Genomic DNA, 15,128 nt, shown 5'->3' with positions numbered 1-15,128 from the left:
GAGGCAGCACATCATGGCGGACTTCATCGGTGCGGTGGACCAAGGCACCACCAGCACCCGATTCATGATCTTCGACCACAGCGGCAACGAGGTCGCCAAGCACCAGCTGGAGCACGAGCAGATCCTGCCCCGCTCCGGCTGGGTGGAGCACGACCCGGTGGAGATCTGGGAGCGCACCAACTCGGTGATGCAGAACGCCCTGCGGTACGGCGGTCTGTCGGCGGGCGACCTGGCCGCCATCGGCATCACCAACCAGCGCGAGACGGCGGTGGTCTGGGACCCGCGCAACGGGCGGCCCTACTACAACGCCATCGTCTGGCAGGACACCCGGACCGACGCCATCGCCGCCGCCCTCGAACGCTCGGGGCGCGGCGACGTCATCCGCCGCAAGGCGGGGCTGCCGCCGGCCACGTACTTCTCCGGCGGCAAGATCCAGTGGATCCTGGAGAACGTCGAGGGGGTGCGGGAGGCCGCGGAGGCCGGCCACGCGATCTTCGGCAACACCGACGCCTGGGTCCTGTGGAACCTGACCGGCGGTCCGGACGGCGGCATCCACGCCACCGACGTGACCAACGCCAGCCGCACCATGCTGATGGACCTGGAGACCCTCGACTGGGACGACGAGCTGCTGAGCTTCTTCGGCATCCCCCGGTCGATGCTCCCCACCATCAACCCGTCCTCGGACGCGCAGGCGTACGGCACCACGCGCACCTCCCGGCCGCTGCGCGGCGCCGTCCCGATCGGCGGGGTCCTCGGCGACCAGCAGGCGGCCACCGTCGGCCAGGTCTGCTTCGCGCCCGGCGAGGCCAAGAACACCTACGGCACCGGCAACTTCCTCGTCCTGAACACCGGCACCGAGCTGGTCCGTTCGGAGAACGGGCTGCTGACCACGGTGGCGTACAAGTTCGGCGACGAGCCGGTGGTGTACGCGCTGGAGGGCTCCATCGCGGTGACGGGGTCCGCGGTGCAGTGGCTGCGCGACCAGCTGAAGATCATCAAGTCGGCGCCGGAGAGCGAGGAACTGGCGCGGACCGTCGAGGACAACGGCGGCACGTACTTCGTGCCCGCCTTCTCGGGTCTGTTCGCCCCCTACTGGCGCTCGGACGCCCGGGGCGCGATCGTCGGTCTGGCCCGGTACAACAGCGGCGGCCATCTGGCGCGGGCGACGCTGGAGGCGATCTGCTACCAGAGCCGCGACGTGGTGGAGGCGATGGAGCAGGACTCCGGCGTCCACCTCGACGTCCTCAAGGTCGACGGCGGGGTCACCGCCAACGACCTGTGCATGCAGATCCAGGCCGACGTCCTCGGCGTCCCGGTCAGCCGCCCGGTGGTCGCCGAGACCACCGCCCTCGGCGCCGCCTACGCGGCCGGGCTGGCCGTCGGCTTCTGGCGCGACACCGACGAACTGCGCTCCCAGTGGCACGAGTCGAAGCGCTGGGAGCCGGAGTGGGCCGAGGAGCAGCGCGCGGCGGGGTACGCGGACTGGAAGCGGGCCGTGGAACGCACCCTGGACTGGGTGCAGGTGCCCTGACGACGTGGCGCCGCCGGTACCGCGGCCCGGCCGTCCGTCCCCGTCCAGGGGCCGGGCGGCCGGGTTCCGCCGTACATGATCATGGTTGTTAGCCTCGAGTGATGACTGCGATCTTCGACGAGGCCGTCCGTGCCCGCCTCCGCGCTCCCCTCATCTGGTACGTCGGTACCGTCTTCCCCGACGGAGCCCCGCAGGTCAGCCCGATGTGGGTGGACCTGGAAGGGGAGAACGAGCTGACCTTCAACACCTCGGTGGGCCGGGTGAAGGAGGAGAACCTGCGCCACGACCCCCGCGTCTACCTCTCCCACGCCGACGCCGAGAACCCCTTCGACCGGGTGCAGATCAGCGGCGAGGTGGCCCGGTTCGTCGAGGGCCCCGAGGCGCACGACCGGATGGACCGGCTGGCCAGGAAGTACCTGGGCAGCGACCGGTTCGAGTGGATCATGCCCGGGGAGCAGCGGGTCGCGGTGGTCGTCCGCCCGCTGAAGGTCCGGCACATCGTGGGCGTGGAGCGGTTCCGCCCGGGCGGCCCGGTCCCGGCTCCCTGAGCGCCGTTCACCCGGCCGGACCGCTAAACGGGCGCCTCCCGGGAGCGGCGTGCTTATGGTCGGCTCGGGCACGCCTGCCGACGGCGGCGCCAGGGTGCACCGACGACGGCGGGAAAGGCGGGACCGCGATGGCGGGGACGATCCTCATCACGGGCGCGGGGAGCGGCTTCGGCAAGGAGGTCGCCCTGCGGCTCGCCGCCGACGGGCACGACGTGATCGCCGGGGTGGAGATCATCGCGCAGGTCTCCGCGGTACGGGCCGAGGCCCGGGAGCGGGGCGTGGACCTGCGGGTCGAGAAGCTCGACGTCACCGACCCGGGCGACCGGGAGCGGGCGCTCGACTGGGACGTGGGGGTGCTGCTCAACAACGCCGGTGTCTCCGAAGGCGGCTCGACCGTGGACATCCCGGCCGAGCGGCTGCGCCGCCAGTTCGAGGTCAACGTCATCGGCCCGATCCTGCTCACCCAGCCGCTCGCCAGGCGGATGGCCCGGCGGGGCAGCGGCCGTATCGTCTTCATGTCCTCGGTCGCGGGCCTCACCGTCGACCCGTTCACCGGTGCCTACGCGGCCTCGAAGCACGCCGTGGAGGCGTTCGCGGACGCCCTCGACCAGGAGCTGGCCGAGTTCGGCGTCACGGTGGCCACGATCAACCCGGGCCCCTTCCTCACCGGCTTCAACGACACCATGTTCGAGACGTGGAAGGAGTGGCGCGACGACCCCGCCGAGCGCCTCTTCGACTACTCCGCACTCGCCTTCCCGCACGAGCAGTACGACCCGGAACCGGTTTACGCCACCACGGTCCGGGTCCTGCTCGGCGAGGACCGGCGCTACCGCCATCTGCTCCCCGAGGAGATGGAGCCGCAGGTCCGCGAGCAGGTCGCCGCGGAGTGGGTCCGCCCGCTCAACGACGGTCGCCGCCCCGCCCTCGTGCGGAAGGCCTACGACATCGCGCCCGCGACGCCGGTGCGGGCGAACTGACCCGCCCCCGCGCCCCGTCTACGCCACCCAGGTGTACCGGCGCTCCGGGCGCCCCGTGCCGCCGTACCGCAGGGCGACCTGGACCCGGCCGGTCTCGGCGAAGAACTCCAGGTAGCGGCGGGCGCTGACCCGGGAGAGCGCGCCGGCGCCCGCGCACTCGGCGGCGGAGAGCCCCGCCGGGTGGTCGCGCAGGGTCCGCTCGACCAGTTCGGCCGTGTGCGCCGCCAGCCCCTTGGGCAGTTCCCGCGAGCCGGGCGGCCGGGTGCCGAAGAGCTGGTCCACGTCCTCCTGCCGGGCGACCTCCAGGGTGCCGAGCCGGGAGCGCGCCGCCGCCACGTGCCGCAACTGCTCGCGCAGAGCCGCCTGGTGGAAGGGTTTGAGCAGGTAGTGGTGGGCGCCCGCGCGCAGCGCCGAGCGTACGGTCGCACCGTCCCGGGCCGCCGTGATGAACAGGGCGTCGGTGCCGGGGCCCGAGGCCAGCGCGCGTTCCTCGGCGGCGCGCAGTTCGCGCAGGACGCTGATGCCGTCCATGTCGGGCAGGTAGACGTCGAGCAGCAGCAGGTCGGGGCGGAGCCGTTCGGCGGCGCGCAGCGCGTCCGCCCCGGTGTGGGCCACGCCGACGACCGCGCAGTTTTCCGTCGCGGCCACCTGCCGGCTGTGCAGTTTCGCCACCATGAAGTCGTCGTCGACCACCAGGACCCTGAGCATCGCGCCAGCGTAGGCCGCGACCACAACGACCACAACGTCCGTTGATTGCGGAAGGGCGACAGCCCGTTAACACGCGGGCAACATGTGGGCCACCTCGCCGTTTCGTCCGTCACGAAGCGGGCCAGAGCCTCCTCACGAACAGAACCCGTACCGGACCCGTGGGCCGCGCCCCGGATCCCCCTACTCGACCGACAGGTGGTGGCACACGTGCGTCTGCGCACTCCCCTCGCCCTGTCCGGGGCCGCCCTGCTGGTGCTCGCCGGGCCGCCGCTGCTCACCCAGGGCAGCGGTGCCGACACCGGCACCCACATCCCCGGACTCCGCATCATGGTTCCCAACACCCCCGGCGGGGGGTACGACATCACCGCCCGCACCCTGGTCAAGGACGCCGAGGACGCGGAACTCATCCGCAACGTGGAGGTGTTCAACCTCCCCGGGGCCGGCGGCACCGTGGGCCTGAGCCGGCTCGTCTCCGAGCGCGGCAACGGCAAGCTCGCCATGTCCATGGGGCTGGGCGTGGTGGGCGCGGCCCGCTCCAACCACTCCCCCAGCACGCTCGCCGACACCACGCCCATCGCCCGGCTCACCGAGGAGCCGGACGTCGTGGTGGTCGCCAAGAACTCCCCGTACAAGACGATCGACCAGCTCATCGACGCCTGGAAGGAGAACCCGGGCAAGGTCTCCGTCGGCGGCGGTTCGGCGCCCGGCGGGCCCGACCACCTCGCGCCGATGCAGATGGCGCAGGCCGCGGGCATCCCGTCGAAGGAGGTCAACTACGTGCCCTTCGACGGCGGCGGCGAGCTGCTGGCCTCGATCCTGGGCAACAAGATCGGCTTCGGGGTCTCCGGAGTCGGCGAGTACCTCGACCAGATCGAGTCCGGCGAACTGCGGCTGCTGGCCGTCACCGGACCGGAACGCGCCAAGGGCCTGGACGCGCCGACGCTCCAGGAGGCCGGGTACGACGTCGAGTTCACCAACTGGCGCGGCGTGGTGGCCCCGCCCGGACTCACCGGCGCCGAACGGGACCGGCTCGTCGCGCTGACGGAGGAGCTGCACGACTCGCCCGAGTGGCGCGACTCGATGAAGCGGAACGGCTGGGACGACGCCTTTCTGACCGGTGACGCCTTCGGCGACTTCCTGGCAGCCGAGGACAAGCGGGTCGTCGACGTACTGAAGGAGCTGGGACTGTGACCGCCGGACCCGCCCCCGAGCCCGTGCCCGAGGAGCGGCCGGCCCCGTCCGGACGCCGGGCCTGGCTGCGTGAGCACTCCGAACTCGGCGTCAGCGTGCTGCTGCTGGCGCTCGGCGTCCTCGTCCTCACCGACGCCCTCGCCATGGACGTCGACATCTCCCAGCGCGGCCCGGTCGGCCCGCGGACCGTCCCGCTGGTGATCGGCGCCGGCCTGCTGCTCGTCGCGGTGCTGCTCGCCGTGGACGTGCTGCGCGGCGGCCGTGGCGAGGCCGAGGGCGGCGAGGACGTCGACCTGGACGAACCGGCCGACCTGCGCACCGTCCTGCTGCTGGTCGGGGTCTTCCTGGCCACCGCCGTCCTGATCGAGCCGGTGGGCTTCCCCGTCGCCGGCGCGCTGCTCTTCTGGGGTACCGCCTACGCGCTGGGCAGCCGCCGGATCGACCGGGACCCGCTGATCGCGGCCGTCCTCGCGCTCTTCACCTACGTCGTCTTCAACAACCTGCTCGGTGTGCCGCTGCCCGGCGGACCACTGATGGGAGTGCTGTGACATGGATGCCTTCAACTCCCTGATCGACGGGTTCGGCACCGCCCTCACCCCGCTCAACCTGCTCTGGGCCGCCGTCGGCGTCCTGCTCGGCACCGCCATCGGCGTCCTGCCGGGCATCGGCCCCGCGATGGCGGTGGCCCTGCTGCTGCCCGTCACCTACGGGCTCGACCCGACCGGCGCCTTCATCATGTTCGCCGGGATCTACTACGGCGCGATGTTCGGCGGCTCGACCACCTCCATCCTGCTCAACACCCCCGGCGAGTCCGCCGCCGTGGTCGCCGCCATGGAGGGCAACCCCATGGCCAAGGCGGGCCGGGGCTCCCAGGCGCTCGCGGCCGCCGCCATCGGCCACTTCGCGGGCGGCATGATCGGCACGCTCCTGCTGGTCGCGCTCGCCCCGACCGTGGCGAGCCTCGCCGTCGACATCGGCGCGCCCGACTACCTGGCGATCATGGTGCTGGCCTTCATCGCCGTCACCTCCGTCCTCGGCTCCTCCCGGGTACGCGGCCTCGCCTCGCTCCTCATCGGCCTCACCATCGGCCTGGTCGGCCTCGACCAGATGACGGGCCAGCAGCGCCTGACCTTCGGCTCGCTCCAGCTGGCCGACGGCGTGGACGTGGTCATCGTCGCGGTCGGGCTCTTCGCGATCGGCGAGGCCCTGTGGGTCGCCGCCCACCTGCGCCGGACCAGCGCCGAGGCCATCCCGGTCGGCCGCCCCTGGCTCGGCCGCGAGGACCTGAAGCGCACCTGGAAGCCTTGGCTGCGCGGGCCGTTCATCGGTTTCCCGTTCGGCGCGATCCCGGCCGGCGGCGCGGAGATCCCGACCTTCCTCTCCTACGTGGGCGAGAAGCGGCTCTCCAAGCACAAGGAGGAGTGGGGCAAGGGCGCCATCGAGGGCGTGGCGGGACCCGAGTCGGCCGCCTCCGCCTCGGCCGCCGGCACCCTCGTCTCCATGCTGACCCTGGGTCTGCCGACCACCGCCGTCGCCGCCGTCATGCTCGCCGCCTTCCAGCAGTACGGCATCCAGCCGGGCCCGCTGCTCTTCGAACGCGAACCCGAGCTGGTCTGGGGCCTGATCGCCTCGCTCTTCGTCGGCATGGTGCTGCTGCTCGCCCTCAACCTGCCGCTCGCCCCGGTCTGGGCCAAGCTGCTGCGCATCCCCCGCCCCTACCTCTACGCCGGCATCCTCTTCTTCGCGGCGGTCGGCGCCTACGCGGTCGGCGGTGAGTCGGTCGACCTGGTCATCCTGCTGGTCATCGGCCTGATCGGGTTCGGCATGCGACGGTACGGGCTGCCGGTGCTGCCCGCCGTCATCGGCGTGATCCTCGGCCCGGCCGCCGAGCAGCAGTTGCGCCGCGCCCTCCAGATCAGCGACGGCAGCGTCTCGGGCCTGGTCAACACCCCGTTCTCGGTGACCGTCTACGCCCTGATCCTGCTGATCCTGGCCTGGCCCCTGCTCCGCAAACTGCTCCCCGCCCGCTCGCGCCCCTCGGTCCGCCAGGACTGACGCGCACCCCTCCCCGGCGGCCCGCCCGGTGACCTCGTACACCGGGCGGGCCGTTGCGTGTGCAGGGCGGGGGCCGCCCGGCGCGCCCGCGTTGCGCAAGCGTGACCCGACGCCCTCTTGCCTTGGCGTCAGCCCTGCCCCAGGGTGATGTACGCGCCTCCTGTAAGCGCATACAAAGGGATGGCAGCTCCCTCCGGTACGGGAGTCACCGCTACCTGACGGACGGTGGCTCCCGTACCGCCCCCTGCCCTGGTAATCCCTCGCCGACCAACATCGGCTGCGTGCTGTGGTCGGCGGTGGCGGCCCCGGGGCTCGGCGTGACCGGCGAGAGCGCGATGCTCCGCTCGCTGGAGCGCTCCGTCCGGGCCGTCGAGCGGCTGGAGCGCCACCACGGGTTCTGGCTCAACTGGTACGACGCCCACGACGGTCCGGTCCTCACCGAGTGGCCCGGCACCGGGGAGCCGGTCCGCCCGTTCCTCTCCTCCGTCGACAACGCCTGGCTCGTCACCGGCTGCGGATCGCCGCCGACGCCGCCCCCGCACTGCGGCCCAGGATCGCCCGGCTCCTGGAGGCGGCCGACTGGGTCGCACTCCTACACGCCGCACGATCCCGCCGACCCGGTGGCCGGCCCCGGCCGGCTGCGCGGGGGCGCCTGGACCGACACCGGGGAGTCCACCGCGCCTCACTACGGCGCTCTCAACACCGATACAGCATGGCCAGTTACCTCGACATCGCGGACGGTTCCCTGCCCGCCGAGCACTACTGGCGCCTGCTGCGCACCATGCTCCCCGAGCACGAGCAGGAGCAGCCGCGAGGCCGTCGCCAACCTGCGCGGACTCGCCCGCGACTTCGGCGCCTACCACGAGGAGTACGGCTTCCGGGACTCGGTCAACGTGGGCACCGGCCGGGTCAGCGACTTCGTCCTCGCCCTCGACCAGGGCATGATCACGGCATCGCCGGCCCAGGCACTGCGGCCCGGCCTGCTCCAGCGCCCGTTCCGCAGCGGGGGCTTCCACTCCCGACTGCGCCCGCTCCTGGCGGCGGAGCGCTTCAGCCTCTGGGGCGCACCCTGCCCCGGACACGGCGCTGGCCTCCGTGGCGGGGACAGGGAAAGATCACCGGCATGGTCTCAGTGGTGCAGAACGTGGCGATCGACTGTGCGGACGCGTACGAACTGGCGCGGTTCTGGAGCGAGGTGACCGGGCGCCCGCTGGACGCGGAGGACCGGCCGGGTGACCCGGAGGTGCGGGTGACGCCGGCGGAGGGCGGCCCGGCGCTCTACTTCCACCAGGTGCCCGAGCCCAAGACGGTCAAGAACCGGCTCCACCTGTGCCTGCGTCCCGAGACGACGCGCGAGCAGGAGGTGGAGCGGCTGCTGGGGATCGGCGCGACGCTGGTCGCCGACCGCCGCGAGGCCGACGGCGCGGGCTGGGCGGTCCTCGCCGACCCGGAGGGCAACGAGTTCTGCGTGCTGCGCAGCGCCTCCGACCGGGCGGCCTAGGGGTTTCCTCAAGCTGCGCGCCCGGACCCCGCCTGTAGGAAGCGACGAAGATCGTGTGGCGTCCGGGGCGCTGTTTCAGGTCTTCCACGCCTGGTTGTCCGTGGTCCCCGGGCTGTCTACTCCTGGTACGCGGTACGACGGCGCCCGGCGCGTCGCGGTGCCCCTCCCCCGGGCGCAGGGAGGCGGCACCTCGTGCCCGGCCCTGCCTCGTCACCAGGACGGAGACCTCCCGATGCCCCACCCGACCTCCCCCGCCCGCACCTCCCAGCGACTCGACGAAGCCGTCACCGGGGGGATGGGCGACAGCCCGCTGCGCCCGGACAGCACTCTGAAGGTCACCGGGGAGTACGCCTACTCCTCCGACCTGTGGGCCGAGGACATGCTGTGGGGCTCCACCCTGCGCAGCCCCCACCCCTACGCCCGGATCAGCTCCCTCGACATCTCCGAGGCGCTGAAGCAGCCCGGCGTGCACGCGGTCCTGACCCACCAGGACGTACCGGGTGAGAACGTCTACGGCCTGAAGGTCTCCGACACGCCGGTCCTCGCCGAGGACATCGTCCGCTACCAGGGCGAGCCCGTGGCCCTGGTGGCCGCCGACCACCCCGAGACCGCGCGCCGGGCACTGGCCAAGATCGTCGTGGAGTACGAGGTCCTGGAGCCGGTCACCGACCCCGAGCGGGCCGCGCACGACGACACCCTCCCGAAGCTGCACCCGGAGGGCAACATCGTCCGCTACCAGCCGGTCGTCAAGGGCGATCCGGAGGCCGAGGCGGAGGTCGTGGTCTCCGACGTGTACACGATGGGCATGCAGGACCAGGCGTTCCTGGGGCCCGAGTCGGGCCTCGCCATCCCCGACGAGGACGGCGGCGTCGACCTCTTCCTCGCCACCCAGTGGCTCCACGTCGACCAGCGGCAGACGGCCCATGCCCTCGGCCTCCCCCTGGAGAAGGTCCGTTTCACCATGTCCGGCGTGGGCGGTGCCTTCGGCGGCCGCGAGGACCTCTCCATGCAGATCCACTGCTGCATGCTGGCCCTGCACACCGGCCGGCCGGTGAAGATGGTCTACAACCGGCTGGAGTCCTTCTACGGCCACGTCCACCGCCACCCCGCGAAGATGTACTACGAGCACGGCGCCACCAAGGACGGCAAGCTCGTCTACGTGAAGGCGCGGATGTACTTCGACGGCGGCGCGTACGCCTCGAAGACCCCCGTCGTCGTCTCCAACGCCACCTCCCTCGGCACCGGCCCCTACGTGGTGCCCAACGTCAGGATCGAGGGCTGGGGCCTGTACACCAACAACCCGCCCTGCGGCGCGATGCGCGGCCTCGGCGCGGTGCAGCCCGCCTTCGCCTACGAGCTCCAGATGGACAAGCTGGCGGCCGCCCTGGAGATGGACCCGGTCCGGCTGCGCCAGCTCAACGCCGTCGAGGAGGGGGACTCCCTGCACACCGGGCAGGTCCTCGACTCCCCCGCCCCGGTCGCCGAACTCCTCGCCCGCCTGGAGCGCATGCCGCTGCCGCCCGAGCCCGCCGACGTCCCCCGGGACGTCCGCACGCTGCCCGGCGGGCTCTCCAACACCTCGCACGGCGAGGGCGTGGTCCGGGGCGTCGGCTACAGCGTGATCATCAAGAACGTCTCCTACGCGGAAGGGGTGGACGACTACTCCACCGCGCGGGTGCGCCTGGAGGTGATCGGGGGTGCGCCGGTCGCGCTGGTCCACACCGCGGCGGCCGAGGTCGGCCAGGGGCTGATCACCGTGCACCAGCAGATCGCCCGTACCGAACTGGGCGTGGAGCGGGTGACGATCCACCCGGCCGACACCAACATCGGCGACGCCGGGTCGAGTTCGGCCTCCCGCCAGACGTACATCACCGGCGGCGCCGTCCGCGAGGCCTGCACGGCGGTACGGGAGGCGGTCTTCGCGCGGGTGGCGCAACGCTTCGGCGAGGACCCGGCCGGACTCACCCTCTCCGGCGGCAAGGTGGTCTCCGCCTCCGGTGCCGTCCTCGACCTCGTGGAGGTCCTGGGCGAGGAGCCGGTGGAGGAGACCCGCGAGTACCACCACCTCCAGACGTACAAGATGGACCCGGTCACCGGTCAGAGCCGGCGCGTCCACGTCCAGCACGCCTACGCCGCGCACCGCGCCGTGGTGGAGGTCGACACGGAACTCGGCCTGGTCAAGGTGGTCCAGCTCGACTGTGCCCAGGACGTCGGCAAGGCGGTCAACCCGGACGCCGTCGTCGGGCAGATCCAGGGCGGGTCGACGCAGGGGCTCGGGCTGGCCGTCATGGAGGAGATCAAGGTCAAGGACGGCAAGATCCGCAATCCCTCCTTCACCGACTACCTGATCCCGACCATCCTCGACACCCCGCCCATGCGCATCGAGGTCCTGGAGCGCGCCGACCCGCACTCCCCCTACGGCGTCCGCGGTGTCGGCGAGCCGCCCACCATCTCGGCCACCCCCGCCGTCGTCAACGCCATCCGCAACGCCACCGGGCTGAACCTCACCCACACCCCGGTCTCGCCCGAGCAGCTCTGCGGCTCCTGACCGCGCCGGCCCCCTCTCCCGAAGGAAGAACCATGACCACCACCCACGCCCAGGAAGACGGCGTCCACGCCCTGGAACGTGCCTGGATGGAGCAGGCGATCGCCCTGGCCACCGACAGCGCGGGCAGCGGCGGCGGCCCCTTCGGCGCCCTGATCGCCAAGGACGGCCAGGTCGTCGCCACCGGCCACAACCAGGTCACCGCCGCCCTGGACCCCTCCGCCCACGCCGAGGTCAGCGCGATCCGCGCCGCCTGCAAGGAGCTGAACACCTTCTCCCTCGCGGGCTGCGTCCTCGTCACTTCCTGCGAGCCGTGCCCGATGTGCCTCTCGACCGCCCTGTGGGCCCGCGTCGACCGCCTCGTCTACGCCGCCGACCGGCACGACGCCGCCGTGGCCGGCTTCGACGACCGCGCCTTCTACGACCTGTTCGACAAGAGGCCGCAGGCCGACTGGCCCCTGGAGGTCGCCCACCTGGACGTCCCCGACCGGACCCGTCCGTTCGACACCTGGGTGGCGAAGGGGGACCGGGTGGAGTACTGAGGGGGCGTCCGCCGGGAGGGGGCGGGCCGGCTCAGGCCGGCCCGCCCCCTCCCGCCCTTCAGATGCCCTGCCAGTGCGGCTTGGCCGCGAAGGTGGAGCGGAAGTAGGCGGCCAGTTCCAGGCGGGAGGCGGCTGCCTCGTCGGCGACGACGGTGGCGTGCGGGTGGAGTTGGAGGGCGGAGGACGGGCATCTCGCGGTGAGCGGTCCTTCGACCGTGGCCGCCACCGCCTCGGCCTTGGCCTCGCCGGTGGCGAGGAGGACCAGGTGGCGCGCCTCCAGGATGGTGCCGATGCCCTGGGTGAGGACGTGGCGCGGCACCCGGCCGGGGTCGCCGCCGAAGAAGCGGGCGTTGTCGGCGCGGGTCCGCTCGGTGAGCGTCTTGAGCCGGGTCCGCGAGGAGAGCGACGAGCAGGGCTCGTTGAAGCCGATGTGGCCGTCGGTGCCGATTCCCAGGAGTTGCAGGTCCACCCCGCCGGCGGCGGCGAGCGCCCGCTCGTACGCGGCGCAGGCCGCGACGGGGTCGTCGGCGCTCCCGTCGGGCCCGAGGAAGGAGTCCGCCGGTATGCCGAGGGGCTCCAGCACCTGGCGGGCGAGGACCGAGCGGTAGGACTCTGGGTGGCCCGGCGGGAGCCCGGCGTACTCGTCCAGCTGGGCGATCCGGGCGCGGGAGAGGTCCGCCTCGCCGCGCCGGGCCATGGCCCCGAGCGCCGCGTACACCGGGATCGGGGTCGAGCCGGTGGCGACTCCGATCAGTGCGTCGGGTCTGCGGGCGAGCAGCCGGGCGACAGCCTCGGCCACGAGGGCGCCGCCCGCCGCGGCGTCCTCGACGATGACAACTTCCATGCTGGTTCCATCGGTTCGTGAGTCGGTCGGGGCGTGCGGGGCGGTCAGGGCGTGAGGCCCGCCGCGAACAGCCGGGTCAGGGCGGTGGGAGCGGTGATCGCGGTGCCCACCACCACGCTCGTGGCGCCCGCCGCCAGCGCCGCGGCAGCCTGCTCCGGGGTGGCGATCCGTCCCTCCGCGACGACGGGGACCTCGACGGACCGGGCCAGTGCGGCGACCAGTTCCAGGTCGGGCGGGGTCTGCCGGGGGGAGCCCGGTGCGTAGCCGGAGAGGGTCGTGGAGACGAGGTCGGCGCCCTGGGCGGCGGCCTCGCGTCCCTCGTCGGCCGTCGCGACGTCGGCCATGACGAGACCGCCGCCCGCGTGGACGGCGGCGACCAGGTCGGCGAAGGTGCTGCCGTCGGGGCGCGGGCGCGCGGTGGCGTCGGCCGCGACGATCGCCGCCCCGGCGTCCACGAGGGCGAGGGCGTGGCGGACGGTGGGCGTGATGTAGACGCCCGTGTCGCCGTCCTTCCAGAGACCGATCACGGGGAGGTCCACGGCGGCGACGGTGGCCGCGACGACCTCCGGTTCGTTGACCCGGACCGCCGCCGCGCCGCCTGCCTGGGCGGAGCGGGCCAGGCGGACCAGCGTGCCGGTGTCGCGCATCGGGTCGCCGGGCGGGGCCTGGCAGGAGACGATCAGGCGGCCGGTGAGAGCAGCGAGCGGGGAGGCGGGCCGGCGGGGTGTCATGACGGGGCTCCGGTGGTGGGGGCGTGGGTCGGGTGCAGGGCGCGGGCCAGGACGGCCGCGCCGAGGACGGCGGCGTCGGCCCCGGCGAGCGGCGGGACGGGGCGCAGTCCGCGCAGGGGCGGCATGAGTTCGGCGGTGAAGGCGTCGCGGAGGGCGTCCTGGTAGAGGGGGCCGATGTGCGACACACCGCCTGCGACGACGACGCGGTGCGGGGCGAGCAGGTTGGCGAGGCCGCCCAGGGCGCGGCCGGCGGCCCGGGCGCCATGGGTGATCGCCGAGGTGGCGTGCGGGTCGCCGTGAGCCGCGCGTGCGGCGACGGTGTGCAGGGACGGGGCGGGCTCGCCGCTGGTGCGCCGGTAGTGCGCGGTGATGGCGGGCCCGGCCGCGACGGCCTCCAGGTGGCCGGTCGCGCCGCAGGTGCAGGGCAGTCCGGACGCCTCGGGGCTGGGGAGGTGGCCGAGGTGCCCGGCGACGCCGGCGGAGCCGTGGAGCAGCCGCCCCGAGGTGGCGACGGCGCCTCCCACTCCGGTGCCGACGGCGGCGTACAGCAGGACGGCCTCGCCGGGCAGCGTCGCCAGTTCGGTCGCGGCGGCGGCACGGACGTCGTTGTCGCAGGCGACGGGGAGCCCGGTACGGGCGGTGAGGCCCGGACCGAGCGCGGTGCCGGCCCAGCCGTGGATGGTGTCGGTGGCGCTGACCACGGTCCCGGTGGCCGGGTCGATCACTCCGGCGGCGGCCACCCCGATCGCGGTGGCACCGGCCGCCCCGACGGCGCGGGCGGCGGCCGCGAGGGCGTCGAGGACGGCTGCCGGGCCGCGCGTCGCCGGGGTGGGGTCGGTGCGCCGGGTGAGGACGGTGCCGTCGGGCGCGACCAGGGCGGCGGCGATCTTGGTGCCGCCCAGGTCGAGGCCGACCACCGGGCCCGGGTGGTGCGGGGCCGTCATCGGACGGGGAGCAGGCCGGCCGCGCGCAGCCGCGCCTCGACGTGGGCGACCGCCGTCTCGTCCAGCGGGATCTGGGGGGCGGCGGTGGTGCCGTGCGCGACGACGCCGAGCAGGCGCAGGGCGTGCTTGAAGGCGCCGATCGCGGAGGAGTTGCGGCCCATCTCGCTCTCGGGGCCCGCGTCGACCAGGTCGAAGAGGGCGACCAGCCGCTCCTGCTCGGCCACGGCGCGGTCCAGGTCCCCGGCGCGTACGGCGTCGTAGAGGCGGACGTAGCCGGCGGGGTCGACGTTGCCGAGGCCGGGGACGACGCCGTCGGCGCCGGCGAGCAGGGCGGCGTCCACGGTGAGTTCGGAGCCGGTGAGGATGCTGAAGGCGGGGGCGGGTCCGTCGGCGCGGCCGTCGCGCCCGCCGAGGGCGACGACGAGCCGGCGCAGGGAGCCTTCGTCGCCGCTGCTGTCCTTGAGGCCGGCCAGCGTGCCGTCCTCGGCGAGTTCGCGGACCAGGGCCGGGGAGAGCTTGCTGTGGACCGAGACCGGGAGGTCGTAGGCGTAGAGCGGCAGGCCGGAGCGGTCGCGGACGGTGCGGAAGTGGCGGGCAGTCTCCCGGGGGTGGGTGCGGGCGTAGAAGGGGGCGGTGGCGACCAGGGCGTCGGCGCCGGCCGCGCGGGCGGCCTCGGCGTGGGCGAGGACGCGCGGGGTGGTCATGTCGATGACGCCGGCGAGGACGGGGACGCGCCCGGCGGCGGCCTCGACCACCGTCCGCAGGGCCACCTCCCGTTGCGGATCGGTGAGGAAGGCGACCTCGCTGCTGGAGCCCAGGGCGAACAGCCCGTGCACTCCCCCGCCGACGAGGTGCTCGACGAGCCGGGCGAGCGAGGCGGTGTCGACCTCACCGGCCGCGTCGAGCGGGGTGCACACGGGCGGGACGACGCCGCGGAGGGGCTGGGACGGGGACATGAGGACTCCTGGGCTGTGCGAGAGGGTGGTACGTGGTACGAGGAGGCTGCCCGCC

14 protein-coding genes and 1 pseudogene are annotated in these 15,128 nt (G+C 73.5%); 10 read left to right on the top strand and 5 right to left on the bottom strand.

Annotated elements, in window-relative coordinates:
* The first annotated feature begins 13 nt into the window (after window positions 1-13).
* The 3 genes from glpK to OIM89_RS28670 all read left to right on the top strand — a co-directional run bounded on the left by glpK (window position 14) and on the right by OIM89_RS28670 (window position 3,056).
* Window positions 14-1,531 carry a glycerol kinase GlpK gene (glpK, locus tag OIM89_RS28680; RefSeq protein ID WP_264491728.1) on the top strand — a complete coding sequence of 506 codons (1,518 nt, stop codon included), beginning with the start codon at window positions 14-16 and terminating at the stop codon, window positions 1,529-1,531.
* A 101-nt stretch (window positions 1,532-1,632) separates the two neighbouring features.
* Window positions 1,633-2,079, top strand: coding sequence for a TIGR03618 family F420-dependent PPOX class oxidoreductase (locus OIM89_RS28675; protein WP_030697402.1), 447 nt, complete (start codon window positions 1,633-1,635; stop codon window positions 2,077-2,079).
* Window positions 2,080-2,207: 128 nt separating this feature from the next.
* Window positions 2,208-3,056 carry an SDR family oxidoreductase gene (locus OIM89_RS28670; RefSeq protein WP_151170254.1) on the top strand — a complete coding sequence of 283 codons (849 nt, stop codon included), beginning with the start codon at window positions 2,208-2,210 and terminating at the stop codon, window positions 3,054-3,056.
* Between the two features lie 18 nt (window positions 3,057-3,074).
* Here OIM89_RS28670 and OIM89_RS28665 read toward each other — a convergent pair whose 3' ends face one another.
* Window positions 3,075-3,764, bottom strand: a complete 690-nt coding sequence (locus tag OIM89_RS28665; protein WP_264491727.1) for a response regulator — start codon at window positions 3,762-3,764, stop codon at window positions 3,075-3,077.
* A gap of 207 nt (window positions 3,765-3,971) precedes the next feature.
* Between OIM89_RS28665 and OIM89_RS28660 the strand changes: the two genes are divergently transcribed.
* From OIM89_RS28660 to OIM89_RS28630, 7 genes and pseudogenes are all read left to right on the top strand, one after another.
* Window positions 3,972-4,955: a Bug family tripartite tricarboxylate transporter substrate binding protein gene (locus OIM89_RS28660; RefSeq protein ID WP_264491726.1), complete on the top strand. Its 984-nt coding sequence runs from the start codon at window positions 3,972-3,974 to the stop codon at window positions 4,953-4,955.
* Window positions 4,952-5,503, top strand: coding sequence for a tripartite tricarboxylate transporter TctB family protein (locus OIM89_RS28655; protein ID WP_047140674.1), 552 nt, complete (start codon window positions 4,952-4,954; stop codon window positions 5,501-5,503). The genes OIM89_RS28660 and OIM89_RS28655 overlap by 4 nt, the downstream gene beginning before the upstream one ends.
* A gap of 1 nt (window position 5,504) precedes the next feature.
* A complete protein-coding gene (locus tag OIM89_RS28650; RefSeq protein ID WP_030697397.1) occupies window positions 5,505-7,010 on the top strand; it encodes a tripartite tricarboxylate transporter permease in 1,506 nt (501 codons plus the stop codon).
* Window positions 7,011-7,225: 215 nt separating this feature from the next.
* Window positions 7,226-8,068 (top strand): annotated as a pseudogene (locus OIM89_RS28645) (hypothetical protein); the annotation flags it as partial.
* A 65-nt stretch (window positions 8,069-8,133) separates the two neighbouring features.
* Window positions 8,134-8,511 (top strand): VOC family protein, encoded by a 378-nt coding sequence (locus OIM89_RS28640; RefSeq protein ID WP_030697396.1) that lies wholly within the window; start codon window positions 8,134-8,136, stop codon window positions 8,509-8,511.
* Between the two features lie 232 nt (window positions 8,512-8,743).
* Entirely contained in the window at window positions 8,744-11,059 is a 2,316-nt protein-coding gene (gene pucD, locus OIM89_RS28635; protein WP_264491725.1) for a xanthine dehydrogenase subunit D, read from the top strand.
* 32 nt (window positions 11,060-11,091) lie between these two features.
* Window positions 11,092-11,598 carry a nucleoside deaminase gene (locus tag OIM89_RS28630; protein ID WP_030697394.1) on the top strand — a complete coding sequence of 169 codons (507 nt, stop codon included), beginning with the start codon at window positions 11,092-11,094 and terminating at the stop codon, window positions 11,596-11,598.
* 58 nt (window positions 11,599-11,656) lie between these two features.
* On the opposite strand, the gene OIM89_RS28625 is transcribed toward OIM89_RS28630, so the two are convergent.
* Genes OIM89_RS28625 through OIM89_RS28610 form a run of 4 tightly spaced genes read right to left on the bottom strand, consistent with a single transcriptional unit; the run spans window position 11,657 to window position 15,073 of the window.
* A complete protein-coding gene (locus OIM89_RS28625) occupies window positions 11,657-12,442 on the bottom strand; it encodes a glucosamine-6-phosphate deaminase (protein WP_175457438.1) in 786 nt (261 codons plus the stop codon).
* Window positions 12,443-12,486: 44 nt separating this feature from the next.
* A complete protein-coding gene (locus tag OIM89_RS28620; RefSeq protein ID WP_030697392.1) occupies window positions 12,487-13,173 on the bottom strand; it encodes an N-acetylmannosamine-6-phosphate 2-epimerase in 687 nt (228 codons plus the stop codon).
* On the bottom strand, window positions 13,170-14,117 hold the full coding sequence (locus OIM89_RS28615; RefSeq protein ID WP_030697391.1) for an ROK family protein: 948 nt from the start codon (window positions 14,115-14,117) through the stop codon (window positions 13,170-13,172). Before OIM89_RS28615 ends, OIM89_RS28620 begins: the two co-directional genes overlap by 4 nt.
* Window positions 14,114-15,073 (bottom strand): dihydrodipicolinate synthase family protein, encoded by a 960-nt coding sequence (locus OIM89_RS28610; protein WP_030697390.1) that lies wholly within the window; start codon window positions 15,071-15,073, stop codon window positions 14,114-14,116. Before OIM89_RS28610 ends, OIM89_RS28615 begins: the two co-directional genes overlap by 4 nt.
* Window positions 15,074-15,128: the final 55 nt, after the last annotated feature.

It is taken from the genome of Streptomyces sp. BI87 (genome assembly GCF_025957665.1).
Taxonomy (GTDB): domain Bacteria; phylum Actinomycetota; class Actinomycetes; order Streptomycetales; family Streptomycetaceae; genus Streptomyces; species Streptomyces albidoflavus.
Note: the sequence above shows the minus strand (reverse complement) of the source record. Positions and strands in the feature narration are given on the sequence as shown.